A 22,231-nucleotide genomic window follows, 5' to 3' on the forward strand; every position below is an offset into this window, starting at 1 on the left:
CTTTTTTAAAATGCAATGTTCAATCCGAGTGAATAACTTTCGGCCAATGGTATGTTCAATCCTGTAAATCCATAAACATTGCTTCCCGCACTGTACTGGTTTCCTTCTGGATCGTAACCATCAAATGGTGTCCATAGCAAGATATTGTTCGCACTTGCGGACAAACTTACTTTATCCAAGCTCAAACTTCTGGTCAGTTTAGAAGGAAAGTCGTAGGACAGGGCAATGTTCCTGATCTTTAACCATGATGCATCTTGTATCAGCACTTCCGAGGCACGGTTGTAAACACTGGAGTTACGGTAGTAATTCTGATCGATTAGGACTTCTGTAGTGTTTGGGCTTCCATTCGCAAGAACTCCGTCCAATACTACATTTACGTCTCTTTGCAAGGTACTTTCCAAAAGACCGTTCCTAATGGAGTTTCTTCGTCCCGAATCGTAAAGATCTCCACCTTCTTTCCATTCCAATAGGAAATTAAGGCCGATTCCTTTATACTTTAAGTTACTTCCGATAGAGGCTATAAAATCTGGGAATGCATTACCTACAATAACTCTTTCATCGAGATTTATGGTCGGTAAACCATTTTCCCCGATCAATCTTTCACCGTTTACATATTCCCATTTGTAACCATATAGATTACCCATTTTATCACCAGCTCTTACCTCCGAGGTTACTCCGGCAAATCCAGAGTCCGCAAAAATAATGGCTTCAATATCTTCAGGTATTTCCAAAACCTCCCCCTCGCTGGTAGACCAGTTCAAGATCAATTCCCATCTTAAATCCTGATTTCTTATAACATCGGCACTTAACAAAAATTCGTGTCCAAAAACTTTATAATCACCAGCATTTCTGGTAATTCCGGATAATCCAGAAGAATAGGCCGTTCCAACTGTAAAAATCTGATCTTTAACACGCGTGTTGTAATAGGCATAATCCAATCGAATGCGATTATCCAAGAATCTAAGATCGGCACCAAACTCTGTTGATTGGTTTTTTTCGGGCTGTATATTGGTATCTCCCAATAGTGTACTTCTGCGATATCCCCCTACTCCACCGAACGGGAAATCACCATCGACTACGAAATATTGTCCAACATCGCCAAAGCCAGGTCCTTTACCTACCTCGGCCCAAGATGCTCTTAGTTTACCAAAGGTAAAGATATCGTTCTCACCAAATAGGTCGGTAACATCGTACGCCAAACTCACGGATGGATAAAAGAACGATCTATTTTCTTTAGGTAAAGTAGAAATCCAGTCATTTCTTCCTGTAAGCGTCAAGAACAATTTATCCTTGTAACCGAATTTTGCTTCACCAAAAACCCCTACTGTACGATTTTGCACTATGGTTTTGTTGATAAAGAAATTGGTCGTGTTTCCAATTTCGTTGACTCCGGGTACATTTAAGCCTTCTCCTCGAGCCTCCAGGTAAGTTCTTTTGGCATCTGAAATTTGATGACCAACAGTAAAGTCCGTTGTAAAGTCATCGGACCATTGCTTGTTCATTGCCACCAAAAAGTTGGATTCCAACCCTGTAAAGTTGATGTTTTGTTCTAAAATAAATCCCCCTACTTGTGAACCACCGTCCAAATCCGGACCAACGTAACGGTTTCTTGCATCGGAGTAGTTGTCTATCTGGGCGGCATACGTAATTCTCAACCAATCTTTTGGTGTCCAATTAAAGGTTGCGTTCCCTATCCAACGGTTTACATCATCTTCCAAATTACTGGTTTCCATCAAGTACCTTGGGTTATCAATGATACCAAAGGAATAATCTCTTTCGCTCCCGTCGGGATTTACATAATCGTTGATAGGGAATGTTCCTGAGTAATAGGAGAGTGCGCTCATTACGGATTTATCTCCTCCGTTGGCCCTTCTTCCTCCTGAGTTGGTAAAAGCAACGGAACCATCCATAGTAAAGTTGTCCGTTATTTTATATCCTGCTTTTAACCTTAAGTTGGTCTTGTTATAGTCCGTATTGGGCAGAACACCCTTCTCGCTATTGTTCCCCATGGAGAAGTAGTAGTCCAAACGATCGTTGGCACCGCTCAAACTCAAGTTCACCTGTGAGTTGAACCCTGTTTTAAAAATATCGTAAGGGCTATGAAATCTATCATTTGAAAGATCTACAATATTCCCTTCTCCTAAATCAAAGGAGTCCAAAGAATATTCTGGTCCCCAGGAGTAAAAAGATGTGGCTTGTTGCACTCTATTGAATCCTGTATCGGAATCTGGATCGTACAATGTACGCGGAGCTCCATTAAAACCTTCGCGATACTTGGTCTGTAAGGTTGGTGTTGTTTTGATTTCCCTAAAGGTAGTAGATGCCGTTAAAGTAATCTTTGCCTTTCCTTGTTTTCCTTTTTTTGTTGTGATCACAATGGCACCGTTGGATGCCCTTACACCATAAAGTGCCGTCGCTGCAGCTCCTTTAAGAATGTTGAAGCTTTCGATGTCCTCAGGGTTAAGGTCCATGGCACGATTGGAAAATGCAAACTGCTCAGAACTGTTCGGTGAGTTGGATCCAGAACTAGGCCTTACCTCTCCAGAGAAGGTGTCGTTGTTCAATGCAAGACCATCCACAATAATCAGCGGCTGGTTACTTCTGTTTGGATTAATGGAGGTAACCCCACGTATCAAAATATCCACACCGCCCCCGGATGTACCAGAGGAACGGTTGATCTGGACACCGGCCACACGCCCCTGCAAACTTTCAATTGGGTTGGCTTGTCCTGCAAGGTTCAGGTCTTCTGTGTCTACCTTGGAAACAGAGTACCCCAACGACTTCTGTTTCTGCTCTACACCAAATGCGGTTACAACGACCTCATCCAATTGTGTCGAATCTTCTTCCAAAACAACGTTGATCGTTGATTCAGAACCTACGGTAACTTCTTTTGGCTTCATTCCTAAGTAGGAAAAACTTAGAACTTGTCCTCTCGTAGCATTAATGGTATAATTACCATCAAAATCTGTGGTGGCTCCAATACTTGTGCCGCTTACGACTATGGTAACCCCAGGCAACGGAGTACCCGACACGTCGGATACGGTACCTGATATGGTTTGACCAAAGGCCGCAACACAAGAAAACACCGCAATAAATGTTAAATAAATGTTCCTCATTACTTTTTTTTGTGTTAATTTTCCTGAAAATTGTTCAAAATTTTTTACATATCAAACATTTTAACTGAAAAATGTTGGATTTTTTAATATTTGGCCATTTCAATTCCTTTTTTATTGACCAAACCCCGTCTTTTCTAAGAAGAATTCATCTTGTTTAGAGTTCTTTAAGAATTTTTTTTGAATCCTTAGTAGTCCGTACTCACCTGTAAGTGTTCCTTTTTTATGAAATAAACCCCAGTTTTCTCATTATTTATCGCTATCTTTTAAAGACTAGATATCAGCAACTTAAAAAAGGAAGGGCTTTATGAGAAAATCAGTTTTATTATTTACACTGATCGTAGTTTTCCTTGTTGTGGGAAGCTTTACGGATCGTTATTCCAATACCCTAAGCATTGAAGGAACTTGGGAATTGGAGAGTTTTTATAATTATGATGGAGAAAATGTTTTGGATACCATTGAGAAATCGGATGGTTATAGACAGGTTAAAATGTACTCCAAAGAAAAAATTATGTGGACCAGATATGTACCAGAAGACCCGAACGGCAGGTTCGGTTATGGCTCGTACAAAGTTTCGGACGGCTCCTTAATTGAGGTAATCGAATACGGGGACGATGAAATGATGAAAGCATTGGATACCATGCGCAACTTCACCTTTGAACTTATCCTAAAGGAGGATTCGTTTAGTCAGATAACGGTGGATGAGGAAGGTAACCGAACTTTTTCCGAAAATTACAAGCGGATTGATTGAGTTGCAATCAACAAAAAAGGCACCGAAGTTTCGGTGCCTTTTTCTGTTTTCCACTTTGGGCAGTTGTTATGATACAATCATTTCTTTGCTCTCAACGGCAGCCAAATAACGTTCTGCGTCCAAGGCGGCCATGCATCCTGTACCTGCGGCAGTAACCGCCTGTCTGTATATTTTATCTTGAGCATCCCCACTGGCAAAAACACCGGGCTTGTTTGTTTTTGTGGATTTGGGTTGCGTAATAATATAGCCCGTCTCATCCATGTCCAACTGTCCTTTGAACACATCGGTATTTGGTTTATGTCCAATAGCTATGAACAGACCCGTTACAGGGATTTCTTCTTTTTCTCCGGTTTGGTTGTTCACTACCCTGACCCCTTCTACGACTTGATCGCCCAATACCTCATCTATTTCGGTATTATACCGTATTTCAATATTATCAATACTATTGACCCTATGCTGCATCGCTTTTGATGCCCTCATGTGGTCTTTACGAACCAGCATGGTTACTTTTGTACATATATTGGCCAAATAAGAGGCCTCTTCTGCGGCAGTATCCCCTGCCCCAACAATGGCCACATCTTGTCCTTTATAAAAAAACCCGTCGCAGACAGCACATGCGGAGACTCCTCCTCCTCTTAATCGCTGCTCGCTGGGCAAATTCAAATATTTGGCAGATGCACCTGTGGAAATAATCACGGTTTCTGCTTCCAATTGGGTCGAATCATCGACGGTAATTTTATGAACACCCCCTATCTCGTCACTAAATTCTACGGCAGTAACCATTCCTATTCTTACTTCTGTACCAAATCTTTCAGCTTGTTGCTGTAATTGCATCATCATTGCTGGTCCATCGATTCCTTCCGGATATCCTGGAAAATTGTCAACTTCGGTAGTCGTGGTCAATTGTCCACCAGGCTCCATACCTGTATATAAAACTGGTTTTAAATCTGCCCTTGAGGCATATATGGCCGCGGTATAACCAGCCGGTCCTGATCCAATAATCAATGTTTTGATTCTTTCTACTTGTTCTGACATAAAAAACTTCCTCTAATGTTATGATACAAAAGTAGGTTTTTTGTTCAAAACCTTACTTTATCGTAATATTACGTTTAAGTAAAAGTTGTTAACAATTGTGAATGAACATTTCTCCAAAGAGATTATAGGAAAAGAAAAAAAGGAGCCTTTTTCAAGACTCCTTAACACAAAAAAAAGTAGGTCAAATTTATGGGAACATAATATTTGATCTAAAACCGTTACAACCAAGGGGCTCAACCTCAAAAACCCCTTGGAGCAACGTAAACCTTATAAGAAATAAGACATTAGGTAAAGAACACTAAGTACCCTATAATCACCCCAATCCTATTAAAGGTTTAATCTTAAAGCATATTGCTTTTTGATTGCTGAGACAAACATAGTACAGTCCTTTAAATGTTGAGTGGTATAATTAACCAATGGGTCGTTTGCGTTAACGGATGCCCAGTTTCAATTTATATTTGGGTTTTGAGAGCTTAGCGTAGGAAAATATGTGTAAAAAACACAAAATATTGGTTTTCAATACTTTAATTGTAAAATGAATCAACCGTTGTATTTCAACTTTTTCTCAATGGTTTCGATCATTACATTGGCTATGTCCTTGCCAGTTGTATTCTCTATTCCCTGAAGTCCCGGTGATGAGTTCACTTCTAAAAGCAAAGGACCTTTATTTGATCGGATTAAATCTACCCCTGCCACATCCAAATTAAATACTTTGGCAGATTTTATGGCCAACTTTCTTTCTTCTGGTGTGATCTTCACTTTTGCGGCGGCGCCTCCTTGGTGAATATTGGCCCTAAACTCCCCTTTTTGAGCTGTTCTCTGCATGGATGCCACTACTTTGCCATTGACTACAAAGCAACGAATGTCGTGGCCGTTCGCTTCCTTTATAAATTCCTGGACCAAAATATTGGTCTGAACGCTTTTAAAGGCATTGATCACACTTTCTGCCGCTTTGTTGGTCTCGGCCAGTACTACGCCTTTTCCTTGGGTACTTTCCAAAAGCTTAATGATCAAAGGGGCTCCGTTTACCATTCGGATCAAATCTTTGGTATCCATCGGGGACTTGGCAAAGCCTGTTGTAGGAATATGGATGTCGTTTTTCGAAAACAATTGGGAGGCGAAAAGCTTGTCCCGGGACCGTCCAATGGAATCGGCGGAATTTAAGCAATAAACTCCCAAGGTATCGAACTGCCTTAACAGCGCACAACCATAAAAGGTTACTGCGGGTTTTATTCTGGGAATCACGGCATCGAACTTATCCAATATGTTCCCGCCCCGATATCGAATTTCCGGCGTTGCCGCATCCAATTTCATATAAACGTGCTCCACATTCAGAAAAACCACTTTGTGGCCTCGCATTTCTCCTGCCTCAATAATTCTTTTATTACTGTACAGGTTCGGATTACTGGCCAAAAGGCCTAAACGCAGTCCCTTTTTCTCCGTAATAAAGGGTTGGTATTTTTTTTCGATTTCTTCATCTGTATAATCGCCCTGGATAAAACTTTTGGACGGATCTACCAGGTATCTCTCGTTGATAGCTTCCCTACCAAGGAGCATGCGGTACTCCATTGTATCCCGATTGGCCAAGGTAAGTTCTATATCGAACACATTGCCGGCAATGTTCACTGCTGTTTTAATTACCGGCCTTTCCTCTGCAATTCCCTGTGAACTCTTAACCGTGCGAACATCGACCAATTTGGCCTGACACAAGATGGCTATGCTCCTATTATCCTGAACGGGGTTCACCTCAAAGCGAACCCATTCCTCAAATCCTTTGTTGAATATTTTAATTTTACTGGCCTGAATGGATGATGTCTTTGCTCCGGAATCTACTCTGGCTTTTACGGCCGGAATTCTTAAATCGTCAAACTGGCACCATTCCTCGGTTCCCAATATTTTAAAATCGCTCAAAACAACTATGTATTTAACTAATTAATCGCATTATAAAAAGGTCCACTACTTCGACCAAAATCAGAATAATTATGATCCACTCGAGCCTACTGCTTTCTCTATGGTCCATAATATTCATGAACAAACTGAGGTTTTCCTTGATCACATTGCCTTGTTCCTTTATATTTCGATACCGTTCCTTAAGGTCAAAAATCTGCTTTAATCCTTTGTCCAATCGATCGAGTTCCAAATCTTCCCAAACTACTTCGTGAGAATCAAATATATATAGGTTCTCGGAGATCTGGTTGTTTATGTTCAAGACTTTTGCAATATGCCTCTTTAATTTTCTTCCCCCAATGTCCAATTTTCCTTTTTGTTCCAGATATGTGGTGTGTTGACGGGTCTCTTTCATGGCCTGTTCCGATAGCCCCGCATAAAAGTCCAATGCAACGGACTGGGACAAGTGCAACAATGCCAAACGAATACCCTCCTGATTGGTACTGGGCAATATTACTTTATCCTGATGGATCGTGGCTTTTTCCTTATCGGCTACAAGTTCCAAGTCCATGGTCTCGGTAATATCGGACTGTCTCCATTCTTCACAGAAAGGTTTTATTTCCATTAACAATTGTGAAATTTCTGCTTCGGAATAACCGAAAAAGGAAACTACACCATACCTGAAAATATAAAGGTAACGTGATGCATCGGAATAAAAAAGTTCATCCCGGTCGCCATAGACCAATTCTTTTCCCAAAGCCTGGTTCCTACAAGCTGGAATATTGATGCTTGTGGCCAGATGCAAAGCGATTGCTTTTGATTCCATCTTTATATAGAATTATAAAACATCTGGCAATTATTCTTCTTCGGTGCTTTCGAGCTCATCGGTGCCAAGATTTGTATCCTCCGCGTCGTCGTTGTCCGAATCATCGAACTCTTCCATTGCCATTACCAATCGCTTGCTCACCTTGATCAGGTAGGCCGTGTCCTCGGTCCTGACCTCAACACATTCCACCACTTCGTTATTAGCGTTGCGGTAGGTTACAATATCGTCATCGTCATAACCATCGGGGAACTTTTCCACTAGGAGGTTGAGCATATTGTTGTCCAACTTTTTAAAATCGACGATCACTCTTTTTAAGACGGTTGTTTGTCCTTTTTTCATGATTACATATCTAACAGGTAGGCGAAAATCAGCGGTGCCACAATGGTCGCATCGGATTCCACGATAAACTTGGGCGTGTTTATATCCAACTTGCCCCAGGTAATCTTCTCGTTGGGCACGGCCCCTGAATATGAGCCATAGCTGGTGGTGGAATCACTGATCTGACAGAAATAGCTCCAAAACGGGGTATCCGTTTGTTCCAGATCTTGATACAGCATAGGCACTACACATATTGGAAAATCTCCGGCGATTCCTCCCCCAATCTGAAAAAAGCCAATTCCCTTTTCAGAATTTTTGGAATACCAATCCGCTAAAAATGTCATGTACTCAATACCGGATTTTACCGTGCTGGCCTTGAGCTCGCCTTTGATTACGTAGCTGGCAAATATGTTTCCCATGGTACTGTCTTCCCAACCTGGAACCACTATTGGCAAGTTTTTTTGGGCAGCTGCGTACATCCACGAGTCCTTAATGTCTATTTCGTAGTACTGTTCCAACACTCCCGAAAGCAAAAGTTTGTACATGTACTCATGTGGAAAATAGCGCTCTTCTTTTTCGTCGGCCTCTTTCCAAATGTCATAAATATGTTTTTGCAACCTTCTAAACGCTTCTTCTTCGGGGATGCAGGTATCGGTAACCCTGTTCAATCCGTTCTCCAAAAGGTCCCATTCTTCCTGTGGGGTCAAATCCCTATAATTGGGTACTCTCTTGTAGTGCGAGTGTGCCACCAGGTTCATTAGATCCTCCTCTAGGTTGGCACCTGTGCAGGAAACAATATGGACCTTATCGGTACGGATGATTTCAGCGAAAATTTTTCCAAGTTCGGCTGTACTCATAGCTCCGGCCAAGGAAACCAACATTTTGGAACCTTTGTTCAGTTGGTCTTCATAGCCTTTAGCAGCATCCACTAGGGCCGCAGAGTTAAAATGCAAGAAGTATTTTTGTATGAATTGTGATATTTCTCCTTTGTTATTCATCGTAATCTAAATTGTTTTTGGACATTTTGAAGTCTTCATCACTATCTTCAAAGTCTTCGTCCATGTATTCGTTGTTGTTTACAAATTTGTAGCTCAACATTTTATAGTAAAGCTTGGCGGCCAAGAAATCGGAGGACTTATCAATATCGTTCGGACATAGCTCAACAATATCAAACCCTACTACGTTCTTTTCTTTAAAGACCCTGCGTAAAAAATCCAAAGTCTCGTACCAAAACAAACCTCCTGGCTCTGGTGTTCCCGTGGATGGCAAAATAGAAGGGTCAAAAGCATCCAAATCAAAAGTGATGTACACATTATCCGTCATCAAATCCAAGGCGGAATCCATCCAAAAATCATCGGAGATCATCTCATGGGCAAAAAATACTTGATCCTTGTCCATTACCAATGTTTCGGTGTAATCCATACTGCGAATGCCCACTTGTACCAAGTTGGTGGTCTCGTTGGCTTCGTACAATGCACAGGCATGATTGTATTTAGTGCCTTCATATTCCTTGCGCAAATCGGCATGTGCATCAATTTGAAGCACGGTAAGGTCTTCAAAACACTCGTTAAAAGCTCTAATGGCACCAATGGAAATGGAATGTTCCCCACCGACCATGGTCACCAACTTGTTTCGGTTGATGTATTCTTTCACGGTCTTGTGAACCGATTCCACCATAGCATCCGGTGTATCAAAGCCATCAAGGGTATCTGCCAAATACACTCCTTGTTTATAGACTTCGCTATCGGTTTCAATATCGTAGACCTCCATGTTTTCTGAGGCCTCCAAGAAGGCTTCCGGACCTTTGTCCGCTCCTTTTCCCCAAGTACTGGTACCATCATAAGGAACTGGCAACAATACCACTTTTGCCTTTTCGGGCGAGCCGTATTCCTTTGGAATACCAGCGTATGTTCTTTCGGTTTTCATTTTTTTAAATACTTTCTTTTTCAGTTATTGCTAGGTACGGGCAAATTGTTGGCCTCCACCAATACATCGGCAGATTTTTTGTTGCCGTAGCCGAGTATGGAAAGAAACTCTCCAGCCGTTTGCTGCTCGGCAAACACGCGCGTTTTGATATTCCCTTCCTCATCTTTATCAATAAGAATATGTTGGGGATTGGGAATTAAACAATGCTGCAATCCACCAAAACCACCAATGGTTTCCTGGTAAGCTCCCGTATTGAAGAATCCAATGTACAAGGGCTTGTCCTTTTTGTATTTGGGCAAATAAATGGCATTCATGTGCTGCTCCGAATTATAATAATCATCACTATCACAAGTCAATCCCCCTAACAGCACGCGCTCATATTCCTCATTCCAACGATTGATGGCCAACATGATGAATCGCTTGCTAATCGCCCAAGAATCCGGCATTGTGGTAATAAAAGATGAATTGATCATGTTCCATTTTTCACGATCGTTTTGTTGTTTTTGATACAGCACTTCGTAGATGTTACCTCCACTTTCGCCCACGGTAAAGCTTCCAAACTCGGTAAAGATATTAGGCACATCCACCCCGGCTTCCTCGCATGCTTGACCTATTTGATGAATGATCTCGTCCACCATATATTCATAATCATACTCGAACGCCAAAGAGTTTTTTATGGGAAAACCACCTCCAATGTTAAGGCTATCCAAGGTGGGGCACACCTTTTTAAGATTGATGTACACTTTTAAACACTTTAACAGCTCGTTCCAATAGTAGGCCGTGTCCCTAATTCCCGTATTGATGAAGAAATGAAGCATCTTCAACTGCACTTGGGTGTTGGGTTTTATGGACTGATTGTAAAACGGAACAATGTTTTTGTACCCAATACCCAATCTAGAGGTGTAAAACTCAAATTTAGGTTCTTCTTCGGAAGCAATTCGGATTCCAATCTGGAATTTGCCTTCAATGGCTTCGCCCAACAGGTTGATTTCCTCATAATTGTCAATAATCGGGATACAGTTCCTATGGCCATGGTTTATTAATCGGGCTATATTTTGTACATATTGGTCTCTTTTAAAACCATTACAGATCACATAGGTGTCTTTTGTGATTTTACCTGTACTCTTCAAGTGTTCCACAATGTTGATATCAAAAGCGGAAGAGGTCTCGATATGGATATCGTTCTTTAGTGCTTCGTTCAGTACATGTTCAAAGTGCGAACTCTTGGTGCAATAACAATAGTGGTATTTTCCGGCATATTTATGTTTTTCAATAGCTGAATTGAACCATCCCTTTGCCCTTTGAATGTTATGTGAAATTTTGGGCAAGTAGGTAAACTTTAAAGGTGTACCGTAGCGTTGCGCCAAATCGTTCAGATCTATGCCATGGAATTGAAGTTTATTGTCTTTTAATTTAAATTCTTCTTGTGGGAAATCATAAGTCTGCTCGATCAGGTCGATGTATTTTGTTTTCATTTTGAATTTCGTAAAAAAATGTAATTATTGATAGATAGAAAAGGTTCTGAAGTACAGGAGGTACTCAGATACGAAATTCAAAAACGGTATACGGTACAAAGTAGGGAGTCCGTGAAAAATCACGGTTAAAAAGATGTCGTTCTTCGAAAGTCAGCCCGTATATTCGGTGTCTTGATCTCAAGACGGCTTTTTGGGTAGACTTTCTTATCCCCAAAAGCCCGAACATGAAAAAAGTCTTCAAAGCTTATAGGCAATGCGTCCACATTGGGTGAACTCATTTTATGGGGCAAACATAATTAAAAATCCGATACGGCAAGGTTTTTTGAAAAAAAATTACACACCCTTAACATATTGAAAACAAACATGTTGGATTTTAATTTTAAAATTCTAAAAAGAAATAAATAAAAACTGACCAGTAAAAAACATCTACTGGTCAGCTACTGAACATTTATTTTGAATCTATATCATCAACCGACCAATGGCGGTTTATCATTAATAAAAGGTTGACTATAGAAACGTCTTCCTGTTGCTTTGTACAATGCATTGGATAACGCAGCTATTACGGGAGGCAAGGATGGTTCTCCCAAGCCTGTTGGATCTATGCCGTTGTCCACAAAGTGTACCTCAATATTTTTTGGGGCTTCGGAATGGCGCATTAATCGGTAGGTATCAAAATTGGATTGCTCAGGTCTGCCGTTTTCAAATGTCAATGCACTATAGGTCGAATGTCCTATTCCATCGATCATACCGCCTTCGATTTGGTTTTTTGCTGCAATGGGATTTATCACAATTCCGCAATCAACCGCGCACCAAATATTCTCCACTCTTGGCATCTCACCACCTTCTTCCAATTCCAATACTTGTGCCACATAAGAGTTGTGACAGTAGTAAGCGGAGACTCCTCGAGCCTTTCCTGTATCGGTTCCCCAATTGGCTTTCTCTTTCACCAATTTAAGAACCCCTGCGTAACGCACTGGATCATAATCATTCTTCTCCGGATCACCCACTGGATTGTTTATTGCCCGATCAAATAGTTCCAATCGGAAATCCAATGGGTCTTTTCCTGCGGCTTCGGCCACCTCATCCATAAAAGCTTGTTCGGCTCCTGCAATAAAATTGGAACGTGGTGCTCTCCACGCCCCTGTGGTAACATTGGTCTGTAAACTATGTTTCTCCGCCAAATAGTTGTCCACGGCTCCTGCGGGGAAACGATTTTCAAAAATAAGATCATCGTTGGTACCTGCGCCACGTACATGCCAAGCTATCAGGTTTCCGTTTTCGTCCAATCCGGCTTTAAACCTTACTTTGTACGATGGTCGGTACGTTCCTTGGGTCATATCGTCTTCCCGGGTATAGACCAATTTCACCGGTGCATTTAACCTTTGGGATATGGATGCTGCTTCTACAGCAAACGTACCGTACAACCGACGGCCGAACCCTCCGCCCATTCTGGTCATCATTACATCTATCTTTTCTACAGGCATACCCAATCGAGAAACCAATGTTTTCTCCAAGAACTCCGGGGTTTGTATTGGCCCGAGAAGTTCGGCTTTTTCTGGTGTTACGTGCGCAAAAAAGTTCATGGGCTCCATGGTGTTATGCGCCAAGTAGGGTGCAGAATAGGTACTTTCCACAATTTTTGCCGCTTTTTTAAAGGCTGCTTCCACATCACCATCCTTTCTTGCAGGTACTTCTTGGGCCTTATTCAGCAATTTTGCGAGTTCGTCATTATGGTAAGCAGTGCTTTCCATGGGAGACACCTCTTCCCATTCTACTTTAAGTGCTTTTTTTGCCTGCATGCATTCCCAAGTGCTATTGCCAACTATGGCCACCAATTCGGGTATTGCACCGCCATCCGACCATTGTCTTTCAACATCTTCGGGGTAGGCTTCAAAATGAAACACTTCTTTGATCCCTGGCATGGACATTACCGATTCGGCATTCATACTTTTAAATTTCATGCCAAAGGCGGGCGGATGCACGATCATGGCCGTAAGCATACCTTCCCGATATGTATCCAGGCCGAAAAGAGGTTGGCCTGTAACTATTTTTTTGCCATCTACATTTTTCTTGTCCGTGCCGATAATGCTAAAGTCACCTGCATCTTTCAATGTAACTTCCTCCGGCACTTCTATACTTGTGGCCGCAGAGGCCATTTCTCCATATCCTGCTGAATTTCCGCTTCCCTCGTGGGTCAATACACCGTCTTTTGTGGTAATTTCATCTATTGAAACGCCCCAAGCTTGCGCGGCAGCTTCTTTCAACATATGGCGAGCCGTAGCTCCGGCCATTCGTAAACTTTCCCATCCTTGTCGAATGGATTGACTGCCCCCGGCCAATTGTCTGGTAAAAATATCGGTATTTAAGGGTGCTTGTTCAACAATCACATCTTTCCATGCAACATCCAGCTCTTCGGCAATGATCATGGGCATGGATGTTTTTACGTTCTGACCTATTTCTGGGTTGGGCGACATTATGGTCACCATTCCATTGTCCCCTACTTTTAGGAAACCATTAAGATCGAACCACTCTTCTGGCAGACTATTTACCTGCTCTGGAGTCATTTTACACGAAGCCAACCAGCTAAACCCTATCACAAGTCCGCCACCGGCCAATCCCGTATTTCGAATAAAGGCGCGTCGTCCTATTTTGGTCTTTACAAGTGTCATGATACTAGTTTAAGTGTTATGATTTAGCAGCCAACTTTACGGCTTTTTTGATTCTGGTATAGGTTCCACAACGACAAATATTTCCGTTCATGGCCATTTCTATTTCTTCGTCCGTTGGGTTTGGATTCTTTTCCAAAAGTGCGGAAGCAGTCATTATTTGTCCTGCTTGACAGTACCCACATTGAGGCACATCCACCTCCAGCCAAGCTTTTTGCACTGGATGGTCACCTTCTTCCGATAAACCTTCGATGGTGGTGATTTCCGAATTGCCGACCATAGATACGGTTAGCATACAAGATCTGGTCGCAGTGCCGTCCATATGAACCGTACATGCGCCACATTGGGCTATGCCACAGCCAAATTTAGTGCCGACCAAATTAAGGTGGTCCCTTAAAACCCAGAGAACGGGAGTGGACGGATCCACATCGACCTCTTGTTTTTTTCCGTTGATGTTTAATGTAAATGATGCCATAATTGTGATTAATTCCTTTTGAAGGTAACTAATTTTAGGCACACAATGGGCGGCTCTAAGCTACATCCCCCTAAAAATTAACATTGTTTTTGGTTTTTTGGGGCTTACTTAAAATCAATACAAATAACAAAGGGGAACAACATAAGAAATGGAGACAAAGGTTACCTTCCAGATGCGTTTAGTGTTCCAATTTTAGTCGAGTAAATACGGGAAGGTGGTCGGAAGGATACCGGGCATCGTCAGAATCACTTAAAATTGCGCTTTTAATGATCTTAAACTCATCCGAGACAAAAATGTAATCGATCCTGCGTTCCACGGCTTTATCAATTCGAAATCCGTTAAAGGTGCCCTTGGGGCCGAAAGCATTTTTGCCGGCCTCCTCGAAACTGTCCTTCATTTCGGATAAAATTATCTGCACTCCCTTGCTGTTGCTTTCCAAGTTAAAGTCTCCGGTAACCACTACGGGATAATTTTCCGGGTTCAGTTCTTTTATTTTTTCAAGGATAAGTTTGGAACTTTTTTCTCGTGCCTGATCGCCTTTATGGTCAAAATGTGTATTGAACACCATAAATCTGGCACCACTGTTCTTAATTTTAAAAACGCCGTACGTGCATGTTCTGGGCAAAGCGGCATCCCAACCTTTGGAAGGGGTTTGGGGCGATGTGGAAAGCCAAAAGGTAGATTCATCTATCAATGCCACTGTTTTTGTATTGTAAAAAATGGCCGTGTGTTCACCACGTTCATCGCCAAAATCACGCCCTACACCAAAATAGGCATAGTCTTCCAATCCGCTATCGATTTCTTTTACCTGATGGATCAACCCTTCTTGTATACCAAACACATCGGGGCGGTAAAAGTTAAGCTGTGCGATGAGAAACTCTTTACGGTTATCCCAGTTGTTCGGGGCATCATCGGGGTTGTCGTAGCGAATGTTATACGAAATCACATCGATGGTCTGACTCGATACCATCAAACAAGAGAACAAGAAGGAAAATATAAAAAAGAAATTTTTCATTGGATGTAGTTCAATCGGTTTATCGCAATATACTTTCCTTTCCCAAATAAATATGGCATATCCCTATTACCAAATGATTAATACTATTTAGGGCCTTACATTACCTCGATGCTCCTAAATGTTAGATTGATTCGAGGCTTATGCACCTTTTTGGTGGGAGGCAAGCGATGCTGCCAGTATTTTTGTGTTGATCCTTTCATGACCAATAAGCTGCCATGATCCAACACAAGATCTACTTTTATTTTTGTGGACTTATGTTTAAAAACAAACTTTCTTTGGGCTCCAAAACTTAAAGAGGCTATTGCTCCATCGGGTTTAAGTTCTTTTTCGTCGTCGCTGTGCCAACCCATGCCCTCTTCCCCATTATGGTACAAGTTAAGCAAACAGGTATTATAGGTTTCTTTGGTATGCTTTTCGACAAGTTCCTTTAGTTGCAAAAGCCCCTTGGTCCATTGCAAGGCTTTTTTAGTGTTGTTGGAGTATGTATATTCAAATGGGCGACTACCATACCAAGCCACTTTCCGTTTGGTAACGATACGCTTTCCAAACAAGTGCACAATATCTGGTTCCCATGCTATGGATTCCCAAAGTTTTTGAAAATAATGGTCAGCTCGGTCAATTTCCATTACCGGGCCAAAATAATGTACAGTGCCATCATACGGCAGTAGATTAAAGTCGGGCGCTATTTGGTCTGCGAACAAATCCATAATAATTAAACTCTGATCTATGTGGAGAGTCTTTTATTACTTTTCTCCAATATTTCCAAAACGCGGTCCTTTAATTCCTGGGGCTCAATAATTTTTGCATAATCCCCGAACATTAGATACCAACGGGCAAATCCATTGGCCATATCGCTCGTCATAAACGTCATTTCCACTCCGTTTATCTTTGTCTCTTCGGAAATTAGACCGTAATGTTTGGTCTGTCCCTGAATGTATTTTGCCACGGTTTTGTCGACCAATATCTTTACTTTGGTTTTGGAAACTTCCTTCTTTTTGTTCTGATGTTCTGCAATGGTACCATGCTCCAACAAAAAATCCAACGTAGTTCTCGCTATTTTATGGATTCTATCTGTTCTAAAGTGCCTGTAATCGGTTCGTAGATGGCAATAGCCCAAAATGTACCAAAATCCATTTTCGTTAAAAAGCCCAACAGGTTCTATTCTCCGTTCCGATGGCGTTTCCTCGCGCAAAGATTCATACCTTAAGAACACTTGCTTGCGTTCTGCAATACTCTCGAACAATATTTCCAGGGCATTGGGTACTTGATCATTGAACAAAACTTGACCAGGGATAATGGAAACTTGGGATTCCAATGCCTCCACCCACTCTTTTTCCCTACCCCGTAGAATGGATTTTAACTTGAACATTGCGGATTCGTAATAGGCGCCCAAGGATTTATCCATGAATTGCTTCATTAATTTTTCTGCGGCCACAAAGCTTCCAGCTTCTTCACGGGTAAACATTATTGGTGGCAATCGATACCCTTCCATAATCGAATACCCCACTCCTGCTTCGCTAATAATGGGAACCCCGGAAGCTTCCAATGTTCTTATATCCCTATAGATGGTCCTTAAGCTCACATCAAATCGTTCGGCAAGATCCTGCGCCTTTACAATTCGTTTGCTCTGCAGCTGTATCAATATGGCTACTATCCTATCAAAACGTTTTACGGTATCCATTCCCAAAATTGTGTGAGCTATCTCCCAAAGATAGGATTTCAATCCAAGGATGGATGGTCTCCTCCAGCTCATATTTATTCATTTGTTCTTTAATAATAAGTTTCAAAACTATCCAAAGGGACTGACAACAGTTTGTCAGCACACTTTTTTTATTTTGATTTTTACTACTGACATAAGGCTGTCACCTACCGCTCATAATTTTGTTCCAAGAAACAATAATCCTTTAAATCACAATTACATGGAAAACACCATTAATGAACAAACAACAGCCCAAGTTATAACTCCAGAACAGTTCTTGGGACATTATCAGGGTCACCGAAACCTGACTCGAAAAGTTATTGAAGCTTTCCCGGAAAAAGAGTTTTTTAATTACAGTATTGGCGGAATGCGACCTTTTGCCGCAATGGTGAAAGAACTTTTGGCCATAGCCGTTCCCGGGCTCACTGAAATTGTATCTGGCCATACCAGTGAATTGGACGAAAATAGAGATTATGGGTCCACAAAGGCCGATTTTTTGAAAAAATGGGACCAGGACACAGAAGAAATCAATACGTTGTGGAAACAACTGAACGCAGCGCGTTTTCAGGAAAACATGAAGCTGTTTGGACAGTTTGAAGGTTCCGTACTATCCCAATTGCAATACTTTGTGGACAATGAGATTCACCACCGCGGACAAGGGTATGTGTATTTGCGAGCCCTAGATGTTGAGCCCCCTTTTTTTTACGACCGTAGTTAAGTAAGAATGGCGGTCCTTGTGTTTAAAACATCTGTGAAGAAAAAGGACGAAATACAACTGCTTCGCCCATCTTTGAACAGATTGATAGAGAAAAAAGGTTGCTGGAACTTTGACCTTGAAGATTGTGATAATATTCTTCGCGTTGAATCCCAAAGGCTAAAGGCATCAGTAGTTTCCTTGCTATTGCAGAGTAACGGTTTTGATTGTGAAGAACTGCAATAAGGAGCAACAATTAAAAATCCCCCTAGATTAGGGGGATTTTATATTTTATAGCCCGGCTTTTTGTTTAAGAGCATTAAATTGGGCCAACAGTTCCTGATAACTATCTTTTTCTTCTTGGCCTGGCTGCTTATCGGCACCGCTCAAAATATAATAGAGATAGGTAATTTGAGACACCAAGACCACTTCGGGGTAGGCTCCTTCGGCATTTTTGAGTTCGCTCAAGACCTGTTTGTACTTTTTTAGTTCATCTTCGCTTGCTTTGGCCATTTTCAGTTCCTCGATTTTGTTCTCGACCTTATCCTGTAACATTCTTGCCTCGGACAGCAATTCGATAACTTTAAATTGTAGTTCCTGTTGTTCTTTCATGTTCGCCAAAGACACTCCATCGCCTTCCAATTTTGGATCCATCAATACCTCGAACTGCTTTTCGAAGGATTGTTCCCCGACGGTTAAGCGAGCTGTATATTTTCCTGGCAAGACCATGGGGCCATTTTTATACCTTCTCTTCTCATTTTTGGCCCATGGCCCTTTTTGTTCGAGATTCCATTCAAATCTATTCAACCCTTTTTTTGTCTCCAACTTTTCGTCCATATAAACAAAAGTCATGCTCAAGTTCATGTTTTCTACTTTTTCGGTGGTCGACTTTAATTTGTTGGAATCATTAACAATAGTAGCTACCTCATTTCCCTGTGCATCCAAAATTTGAAGACTTACTCCATCTTTGATATCCGATGGCAAATAGTAATCCATGGTTACACTGGTCGAAGGGTACTCCGGAAATTCCCCTCCCCAGGGTGTTTGGTACCTATATGTGTCGTGCGGCTTGAACAACACCGGGGTATCGTCAAGTCGTGTAATGTTTTCATCTTGAAGTGCTGTAACCTGATCCAATATCCAAAAGCCGCGCCCCATTGTGCTCAAAATAAGGTCTCCGCGGAACAAAGTAATATCGGTAATTGGTGTTACCGGTAGGTTTTGCTGAAATTTCTTCCATGTTTCCCCATCATCAAACGATATGAACATACCGTACTCGGTACCTGCATATAAAAGTCCTTCGCGGATAGAATCTTCTCGGACTACCCTAGTCGTATGATCCGATGGGATTCCATTGCTGCCTGTGGTCATCAACTCCCAGCTTTCCCCATAATTTTCAGTTTTATAAATATAAGGGGTCTCATCGCCCAACAAATGTCGGTCCACAGCTATGTAGGCCTTGGCCGGGTTATAAATTGACGGCTCAATGGACTCTACCCTGCCCCCTTTGGGCATCTTTTTCGGACTTATGTTCTTCCATGTTTTTCCACCATCTTTAGTAATTGAAATCACCCCATCGTTGGAGCCCGTCCAAATTAATCCTTGGCTTATTTTGGATTCCTTAATGGAGTAAAGTGTACTGTAATACTCTTCTCCGGTGATATCGCGTGTGATAGGATTTCCAGAAATCACCTGTTTGTCCGGCTCATTGGCGGTAAGGTCCGGAGAAATAATTTCCCAGTTTTTACCTCCATTGTTGGTTTTATGCAAGAACTGCGACCCCATATAAACCACCTCTGGGTCGTAAGGGGATACATGAATCGGAGCCACCCTCTGAAACCTGTATTTAAGGTCTTTAGGGTTGTGCCCATATATATTTGATGCGCCAATGGAATATTCGCGACTCTGACCCGTTTTTTTACTGTAAACACTAAAACGGCCCTTACAATTGTTGTAGACGATATAGTGGTTGCCCGGCATTGGGATTACGGGACCTGTTTCGCAACCACCAACATTCATCATAATGGTTTCGTTGGGAGTTGTGGTTGCCAAGGGTGCCACACTCGGAATGGCAATGGTCGTATTGTCCTGCTGCGCCCCGTAAACCCAATAAGGATATTGATCGTCCACGGCCACTTGATAGATTTCCGCGGTTGGCTGATTGTATTGTGTGGACCACGTTTTTCCTCCGTTGTGGGAAACATTGGCGCCACCATCGTTACATTGGATCAAAAGATCTGGGTTATTTGGGTTTAGCCAAATATCATGGTTATCCCCATGCGGAACACTCATACGTTTCCAGGTCTTTCCTCCATCAACCGATTTAATCAAAGGATTGGCATTGGAAAAAACAACATCTGGATTGGTAGGGTCCAATTCTATATTCGTGTAGTAAAAGGGTCGGTTTACCAATCTAATATCATCGGAAACATGGGCAAAGGATTTTCCTTGGTCCACGGATTTGTACAAGCCTCTGTCCTTATCTGGTGCCTCGATCACGGCATACAATATTCTGGAATCGACTGCTGACACTGCCAAATCAATTTTTCCGATCAATCCTTTTGGCAGACCATTTTCCAGTTTTTCCCAGTCTTTTCCGCCGTTTACGGATTTATATATGCCGCCTTCGCTATTTTTACCGCCAGAATCTATGGTCCAAGGGGTACGGCGAGCTTTCCAAGCGGCCGCGTACACTACATTGGGGTTACCGGGCAGCAGTTCCAAATCGGCAAATCCTGTTTCATCCGAAACATAAAGCATCTTTTGCCAGGTTTTTCCACCATCGATGGTTTTGTAAATACCTCGCTCCTCGTTGGAACGGAATGCATTGCCAATAGCGGCCACCCAAACAATATTACTATTGATCGGATCAATTTCAACTGCCCCGATCTGTCCGGCATTTTCCAATCCGATATGCTCCCAGGTCTTACCGGCATCTATGGATTTGTACATCCCCTTACCGGATATAATGTTGCTTCGGATACCATCCGAACCTGTGCCTACATAGATAATATTGGGATCATTGGCCGCCACCTCGATGGCTCCTATCGAAGGAGTTTTAAAAAATCCATCGGAAATATTGTACCAGCTGGTCCCATAATCTTCGGTTTTCCAGACTCCGGCACCAGTTGCACCAAAATAAAAAGTTCCCGGCTGCATAGGAGTTCCGGTAACGGTTGTTACCCTTCCACCCCGTGCAGGGCCAATGGTTCTGTATTGCAACGCTTCAAAGTCCTGGGCAAAGGTTGCGCAAGTCAATAAAAAGACAAACAGAAAATAATAAGGTCGTTGTTTTAGAATCATGAGTGAGTCAGATAGTTTGGTTTCTTCCCAAATCTACTAAATACCTAGTCAATCTGAAATGGTCATTGGCAGAATTCCTATCAATTTCCGTTGAACAGTAAATACCCAACCCTTTGATAGATAGAAAGAACACCTAACAACCCATCTATAAAAAATCGTTGTGAACATTATTGACAAATTGTACGATCTGTTAATTTTTTTATAAAAAGTCCTCCCAAATGATGTAACAATTTACCTACCTTTAATACTTATGGTTATCAAACATTAAAACTTAAAGATGAAAACACTAAAAATCACCATTGCACTGATTGCTTTTGCCCTGACTATGCCACTACAGGCGCAAACTGCCGATGAAATATTGGAAAACTATTTTGAGAATACCGGTGGACTTGATGCTTGGAAAAGCATTGAAGGAATGAAAATGACCGCTAAAGTAAACCAGGGCGGAATGGAAATACCCTTGGAAATCTATAATTTGAAAGATGGTCGTCAAATGACAAAGATTACATTCCAAGGCAACACAATCAAACAAGGAGTTTTTGATGGAGAGACCCTTTGGAGCCACAATTTCATGACCATGAAGGCAGAAAAATCCGATGCGGAATCTACTTCCAATTTTAAATTGAACACCAATGACTTTCCCGATTCCTTTATCGATTACAAAGAAAAAGGGTATACAGTGGAGCTCCTTGGAAAAGAAACCATTGATGGTGCCGAAACCTTTAAAATAAAATTGGTAAAAGAACCTGTTACGATCGATGGCAACCAAGAAGAAGACATTTCTTATTATTTCTTTGATGTGGACAACTTTGTGCCCATTGCCATACATTCCGAAATTAAATCGGGACCCGCCAAAGGTCAAATTAGCGAAATTACCATGAGCGACTATCAAGAGGTAGATGGGATGTACTTTGCCTTTTCAATGACGCAAGGAGTAAAAGATGGTCAATCACAACCCATTACCATTGACGCTATCGAACTCAATCCTACCATCGATGATGCTGAGTTTGCTTTCCCAGAAGAAGTAGGCGAGACCGAGAAAAAATAA

Annotated in this window: 18 protein-coding genes; 4 read left to right on the forward strand and 14 right to left on the reverse strand. The window is 41.8% G+C overall.

Features of this window, described 5'->3' with window-relative positions; translation table 11 throughout:
- Nucleotides 1-5: 5 nt before the first annotated feature.
- Nucleotides 6-3,116, reverse strand: coding sequence for a SusC/RagA family TonB-linked outer membrane protein (locus MJO53_RS00635; protein ID WP_252080033.1), 3,111 nt, complete (start codon nucleotides 3,114-3,116; stop codon nucleotides 6-8).
- A gap of 304 nt (nucleotides 3,117-3,420) precedes the next feature.
- Between MJO53_RS00635 and MJO53_RS00640 the strand changes: the two genes are divergently transcribed.
- Nucleotides 3,421-3,864, forward strand: a complete 444-nt coding sequence (locus tag MJO53_RS00640; RefSeq protein WP_252080034.1) for a hypothetical protein — start codon at nucleotides 3,421-3,423, stop codon at nucleotides 3,862-3,864.
- 66 nt (nucleotides 3,865-3,930) lie between these two features.
- Here MJO53_RS00640 and trxB read toward each other — a convergent pair whose 3' ends face one another.
- The 12 genes from trxB to MJO53_RS00700 all read right to left on the reverse strand — a co-directional run bounded on the left by trxB (nucleotide 3,931) and on the right by MJO53_RS00700 (nucleotide 17,168).
- Nucleotides 3,931-4,899, reverse strand: a complete 969-nt coding sequence (gene trxB, locus MJO53_RS00645; RefSeq protein ID WP_224836559.1) for a thioredoxin-disulfide reductase — start codon at nucleotides 4,897-4,899, stop codon at nucleotides 3,931-3,933.
- A 540-nt stretch (nucleotides 4,900-5,439) separates the two neighbouring features.
- On the reverse strand, nucleotides 5,440-6,810 hold the full coding sequence (gene rimK, locus MJO53_RS00650; protein WP_224836558.1) for a 30S ribosomal protein S6--L-glutamate ligase: 1,371 nt from the start codon (nucleotides 6,808-6,810) through the stop codon (nucleotides 5,440-5,442).
- Between the two features lie 13 nt (nucleotides 6,811-6,823).
- Complete coding sequence (locus tag MJO53_RS00655) at nucleotides 6,824-7,612, reverse strand: RMD1 family protein (RefSeq protein ID WP_224836557.1); 789 nt, start codon at nucleotides 7,610-7,612, stop codon at nucleotides 6,824-6,826.
- Between the two features lie 30 nt (nucleotides 7,613-7,642).
- Nucleotides 7,643-7,951, reverse strand: coding sequence for a hypothetical protein (locus MJO53_RS00660; protein ID WP_224836556.1), 309 nt, complete (start codon nucleotides 7,949-7,951; stop codon nucleotides 7,643-7,645).
- Nucleotides 7,952-7,953: 2 nt separating this feature from the next.
- Complete coding sequence (locus MJO53_RS00665; protein WP_252080035.1) at nucleotides 7,954-8,928, reverse strand: deoxyhypusine synthase family protein; 975 nt, start codon at nucleotides 8,926-8,928, stop codon at nucleotides 7,954-7,956.
- A complete protein-coding gene (gene speB, locus MJO53_RS00670; protein WP_252080036.1) occupies nucleotides 8,921-9,856 on the reverse strand; it encodes an agmatinase in 936 nt (311 codons plus the stop codon). Before speB ends, MJO53_RS00665 begins: the two co-directional genes overlap by 8 nt.
- A gap of 20 nt (nucleotides 9,857-9,876) precedes the next feature.
- Nucleotides 9,877-11,331, reverse strand: a complete 1,455-nt coding sequence (locus tag MJO53_RS00675) for an arginine decarboxylase (protein ID WP_252080037.1) — start codon at nucleotides 11,329-11,331, stop codon at nucleotides 9,877-9,879.
- 467 nt (nucleotides 11,332-11,798) lie between these two features.
- Entirely contained in the window at nucleotides 11,799-14,000 is a 2,202-nt protein-coding gene (locus MJO53_RS00680) for a xanthine dehydrogenase family protein molybdopterin-binding subunit (RefSeq protein WP_252080038.1), read from the reverse strand.
- Between the two features lie 16 nt (nucleotides 14,001-14,016).
- Nucleotides 14,017-14,472 (reverse strand): (2Fe-2S)-binding protein, encoded by a 456-nt coding sequence (locus tag MJO53_RS00685; protein WP_224836551.1) that lies wholly within the window; start codon nucleotides 14,470-14,472, stop codon nucleotides 14,017-14,019.
- A gap of 178 nt (nucleotides 14,473-14,650) precedes the next feature.
- Nucleotides 14,651-15,487 carry an endonuclease/exonuclease/phosphatase family protein gene (locus MJO53_RS00690; protein ID WP_252080039.1) on the reverse strand — a complete coding sequence of 279 codons (837 nt, stop codon included), beginning with the start codon at nucleotides 15,485-15,487 and terminating at the stop codon, nucleotides 14,651-14,653.
- Nucleotides 15,488-15,582: 95 nt separating this feature from the next.
- On the reverse strand, nucleotides 15,583-16,194 hold the full coding sequence (locus tag MJO53_RS00695; RefSeq protein WP_252080040.1) for an alpha-ketoglutarate-dependent dioxygenase AlkB family protein: 612 nt from the start codon (nucleotides 16,192-16,194) through the stop codon (nucleotides 15,583-15,585).
- A gap of 17 nt (nucleotides 16,195-16,211) precedes the next feature.
- Nucleotides 16,212-17,168, reverse strand: a complete 957-nt coding sequence (locus MJO53_RS00700; RefSeq protein ID WP_420485546.1) for a helix-turn-helix transcriptional regulator — start codon at nucleotides 17,166-17,168, stop codon at nucleotides 16,212-16,214.
- A gap of 238 nt (nucleotides 17,169-17,406) precedes the next feature.
- Here MJO53_RS00700 and MJO53_RS00705 point away from each other — a divergent pair, with 238 nt between their 5' ends.
- Both MJO53_RS00705 and MJO53_RS00710 read left to right on the forward strand, forming a co-directional pair.
- Nucleotides 17,407-17,904, forward strand: a complete 498-nt coding sequence (locus MJO53_RS00705; RefSeq protein ID WP_224836547.1) for a DinB family protein — start codon at nucleotides 17,407-17,409, stop codon at nucleotides 17,902-17,904.
- A gap of 33 nt (nucleotides 17,905-17,937) precedes the next feature.
- The gene (locus MJO53_RS00710; RefSeq protein WP_224836546.1) at nucleotides 17,938-18,126 is read left to right on the forward strand and encodes a hypothetical protein; all 189 of its coding nucleotides are present in this window, start codon (nucleotides 17,938-17,940) and stop codon (nucleotides 18,124-18,126) included.
- 45 nt (nucleotides 18,127-18,171) lie between these two features.
- Here the strand turns inward: MJO53_RS00710 and MJO53_RS00715 are convergent, their stop codons facing one another.
- On the reverse strand, nucleotides 18,172-21,183 hold the full coding sequence (locus tag MJO53_RS00715) for a WD40/YVTN/BNR-like repeat-containing protein (RefSeq protein ID WP_252080042.1): 3,012 nt from the start codon (nucleotides 21,181-21,183) through the stop codon (nucleotides 18,172-18,174).
- Nucleotides 21,184-21,460: 277 nt separating this feature from the next.
- Between MJO53_RS00715 and MJO53_RS00720 the strand changes: the two genes are divergently transcribed.
- Nucleotides 21,461-22,231, forward strand: a complete 771-nt coding sequence (locus MJO53_RS00720; protein WP_252080043.1) for an outer membrane lipoprotein-sorting protein — start codon at nucleotides 21,461-21,463, stop codon at nucleotides 22,229-22,231.

Source organism: Flagellimonas marinaquae (assembly GCF_023716465.1).
In the GTDB taxonomy this organism is placed as follows: domain Bacteria; phylum Bacteroidota; class Bacteroidia; order Flavobacteriales; family Flavobacteriaceae; genus Flagellimonas; species Flagellimonas alginolytica.

What these genes read in the sequence shown, in the direction of transcription:
- MJO53_RS00690 (WP_252080039.1), bottom strand. Translation starts at nt 15,487, where the DNA reads ATGAAAAATTTCTTTTTTATATTTTCCTTCTTGTTCTCTTGTTTGATG.
- trxB (WP_224836559.1), bottom strand. Translation starts at nt 4,899, where the DNA reads ATGTCAGAACAAGTAGAAAGAATCAAAACATTGATTATTGGATCAGGA.
- speB (WP_252080036.1), bottom strand. Translation starts at nt 9,856, where the DNA reads ATGAAAACCGAAAGAACATACGCTGGTATTCCAAAGGAATACGGCTCG.
- MJO53_RS00695 (WP_252080040.1), bottom strand. Translation starts at nt 16,194, where the DNA reads ATGGATTTGTTCGCAGACCAAATAGCGCCCGACTTTAATCTACTGCCG.
- MJO53_RS00680 (WP_252080038.1), bottom strand. Translation starts at nt 14,000, where the DNA reads ATGACACTTGTAAAGACCAAAATAGGACGACGCGCCTTTATTCGAAAT.
- MJO53_RS00700 (WP_420485546.1), bottom strand. Translation starts at nt 17,168, where the DNA reads ATGGATACCGTAAAACGTTTTGATAGGATAGTAGCCATATTGATACAG.
- MJO53_RS00635 (WP_252080033.1), bottom strand. Translation starts at nt 3,116, where the DNA reads ATGAGGAACATTTATTTAACATTTATTGCGGTGTTTTCTTGTGTTGCG.
- MJO53_RS00665 (WP_252080035.1), bottom strand. Translation starts at nt 8,928, where the DNA reads ATGAATAACAAAGGAGAAATATCACAATTCATACAAAAATACTTCTTG.
- MJO53_RS00655 (WP_224836557.1), bottom strand. Translation starts at nt 7,612, where the DNA reads ATGGAATCAAAAGCAATCGCTTTGCATCTGGCCACAAGCATCAATATT.
- MJO53_RS00685 (WP_224836551.1), bottom strand. Translation starts at nt 14,472, where the DNA reads ATGGCATCATTTACATTAAACATCAACGGAAAAAAACAAGAGGTCGAT.
- MJO53_RS00660 (WP_224836556.1), bottom strand. Translation starts at nt 7,951, where the DNA reads ATGAAAAAAGGACAAACAACCGTCTTAAAAAGAGTGATCGTCGATTTT.
- MJO53_RS00705 (WP_224836547.1), top strand. Translation starts at nt 17,407, where the DNA reads ATGGAAAACACCATTAATGAACAAACAACAGCCCAAGTTATAACTCCA.
- MJO53_RS00640 (WP_252080034.1), top strand. Translation starts at nt 3,421, where the DNA reads ATGAGAAAATCAGTTTTATTATTTACACTGATCGTAGTTTTCCTTGTT.
- MJO53_RS00720 (WP_252080043.1), top strand. Translation starts at nt 21,461, where the DNA reads ATGAAAACACTAAAAATCACCATTGCACTGATTGCTTTTGCCCTGACT.
- MJO53_RS00675 (WP_252080037.1), bottom strand. Translation starts at nt 11,331, where the DNA reads ATGAAAACAAAATACATCGACCTGATCGAGCAGACTTATGATTTCCCA.
- MJO53_RS00715 (WP_252080042.1), bottom strand. Translation starts at nt 21,183, where the DNA reads ATGATTCTAAAACAACGACCTTATTATTTTCTGTTTGTCTTTTTATTG.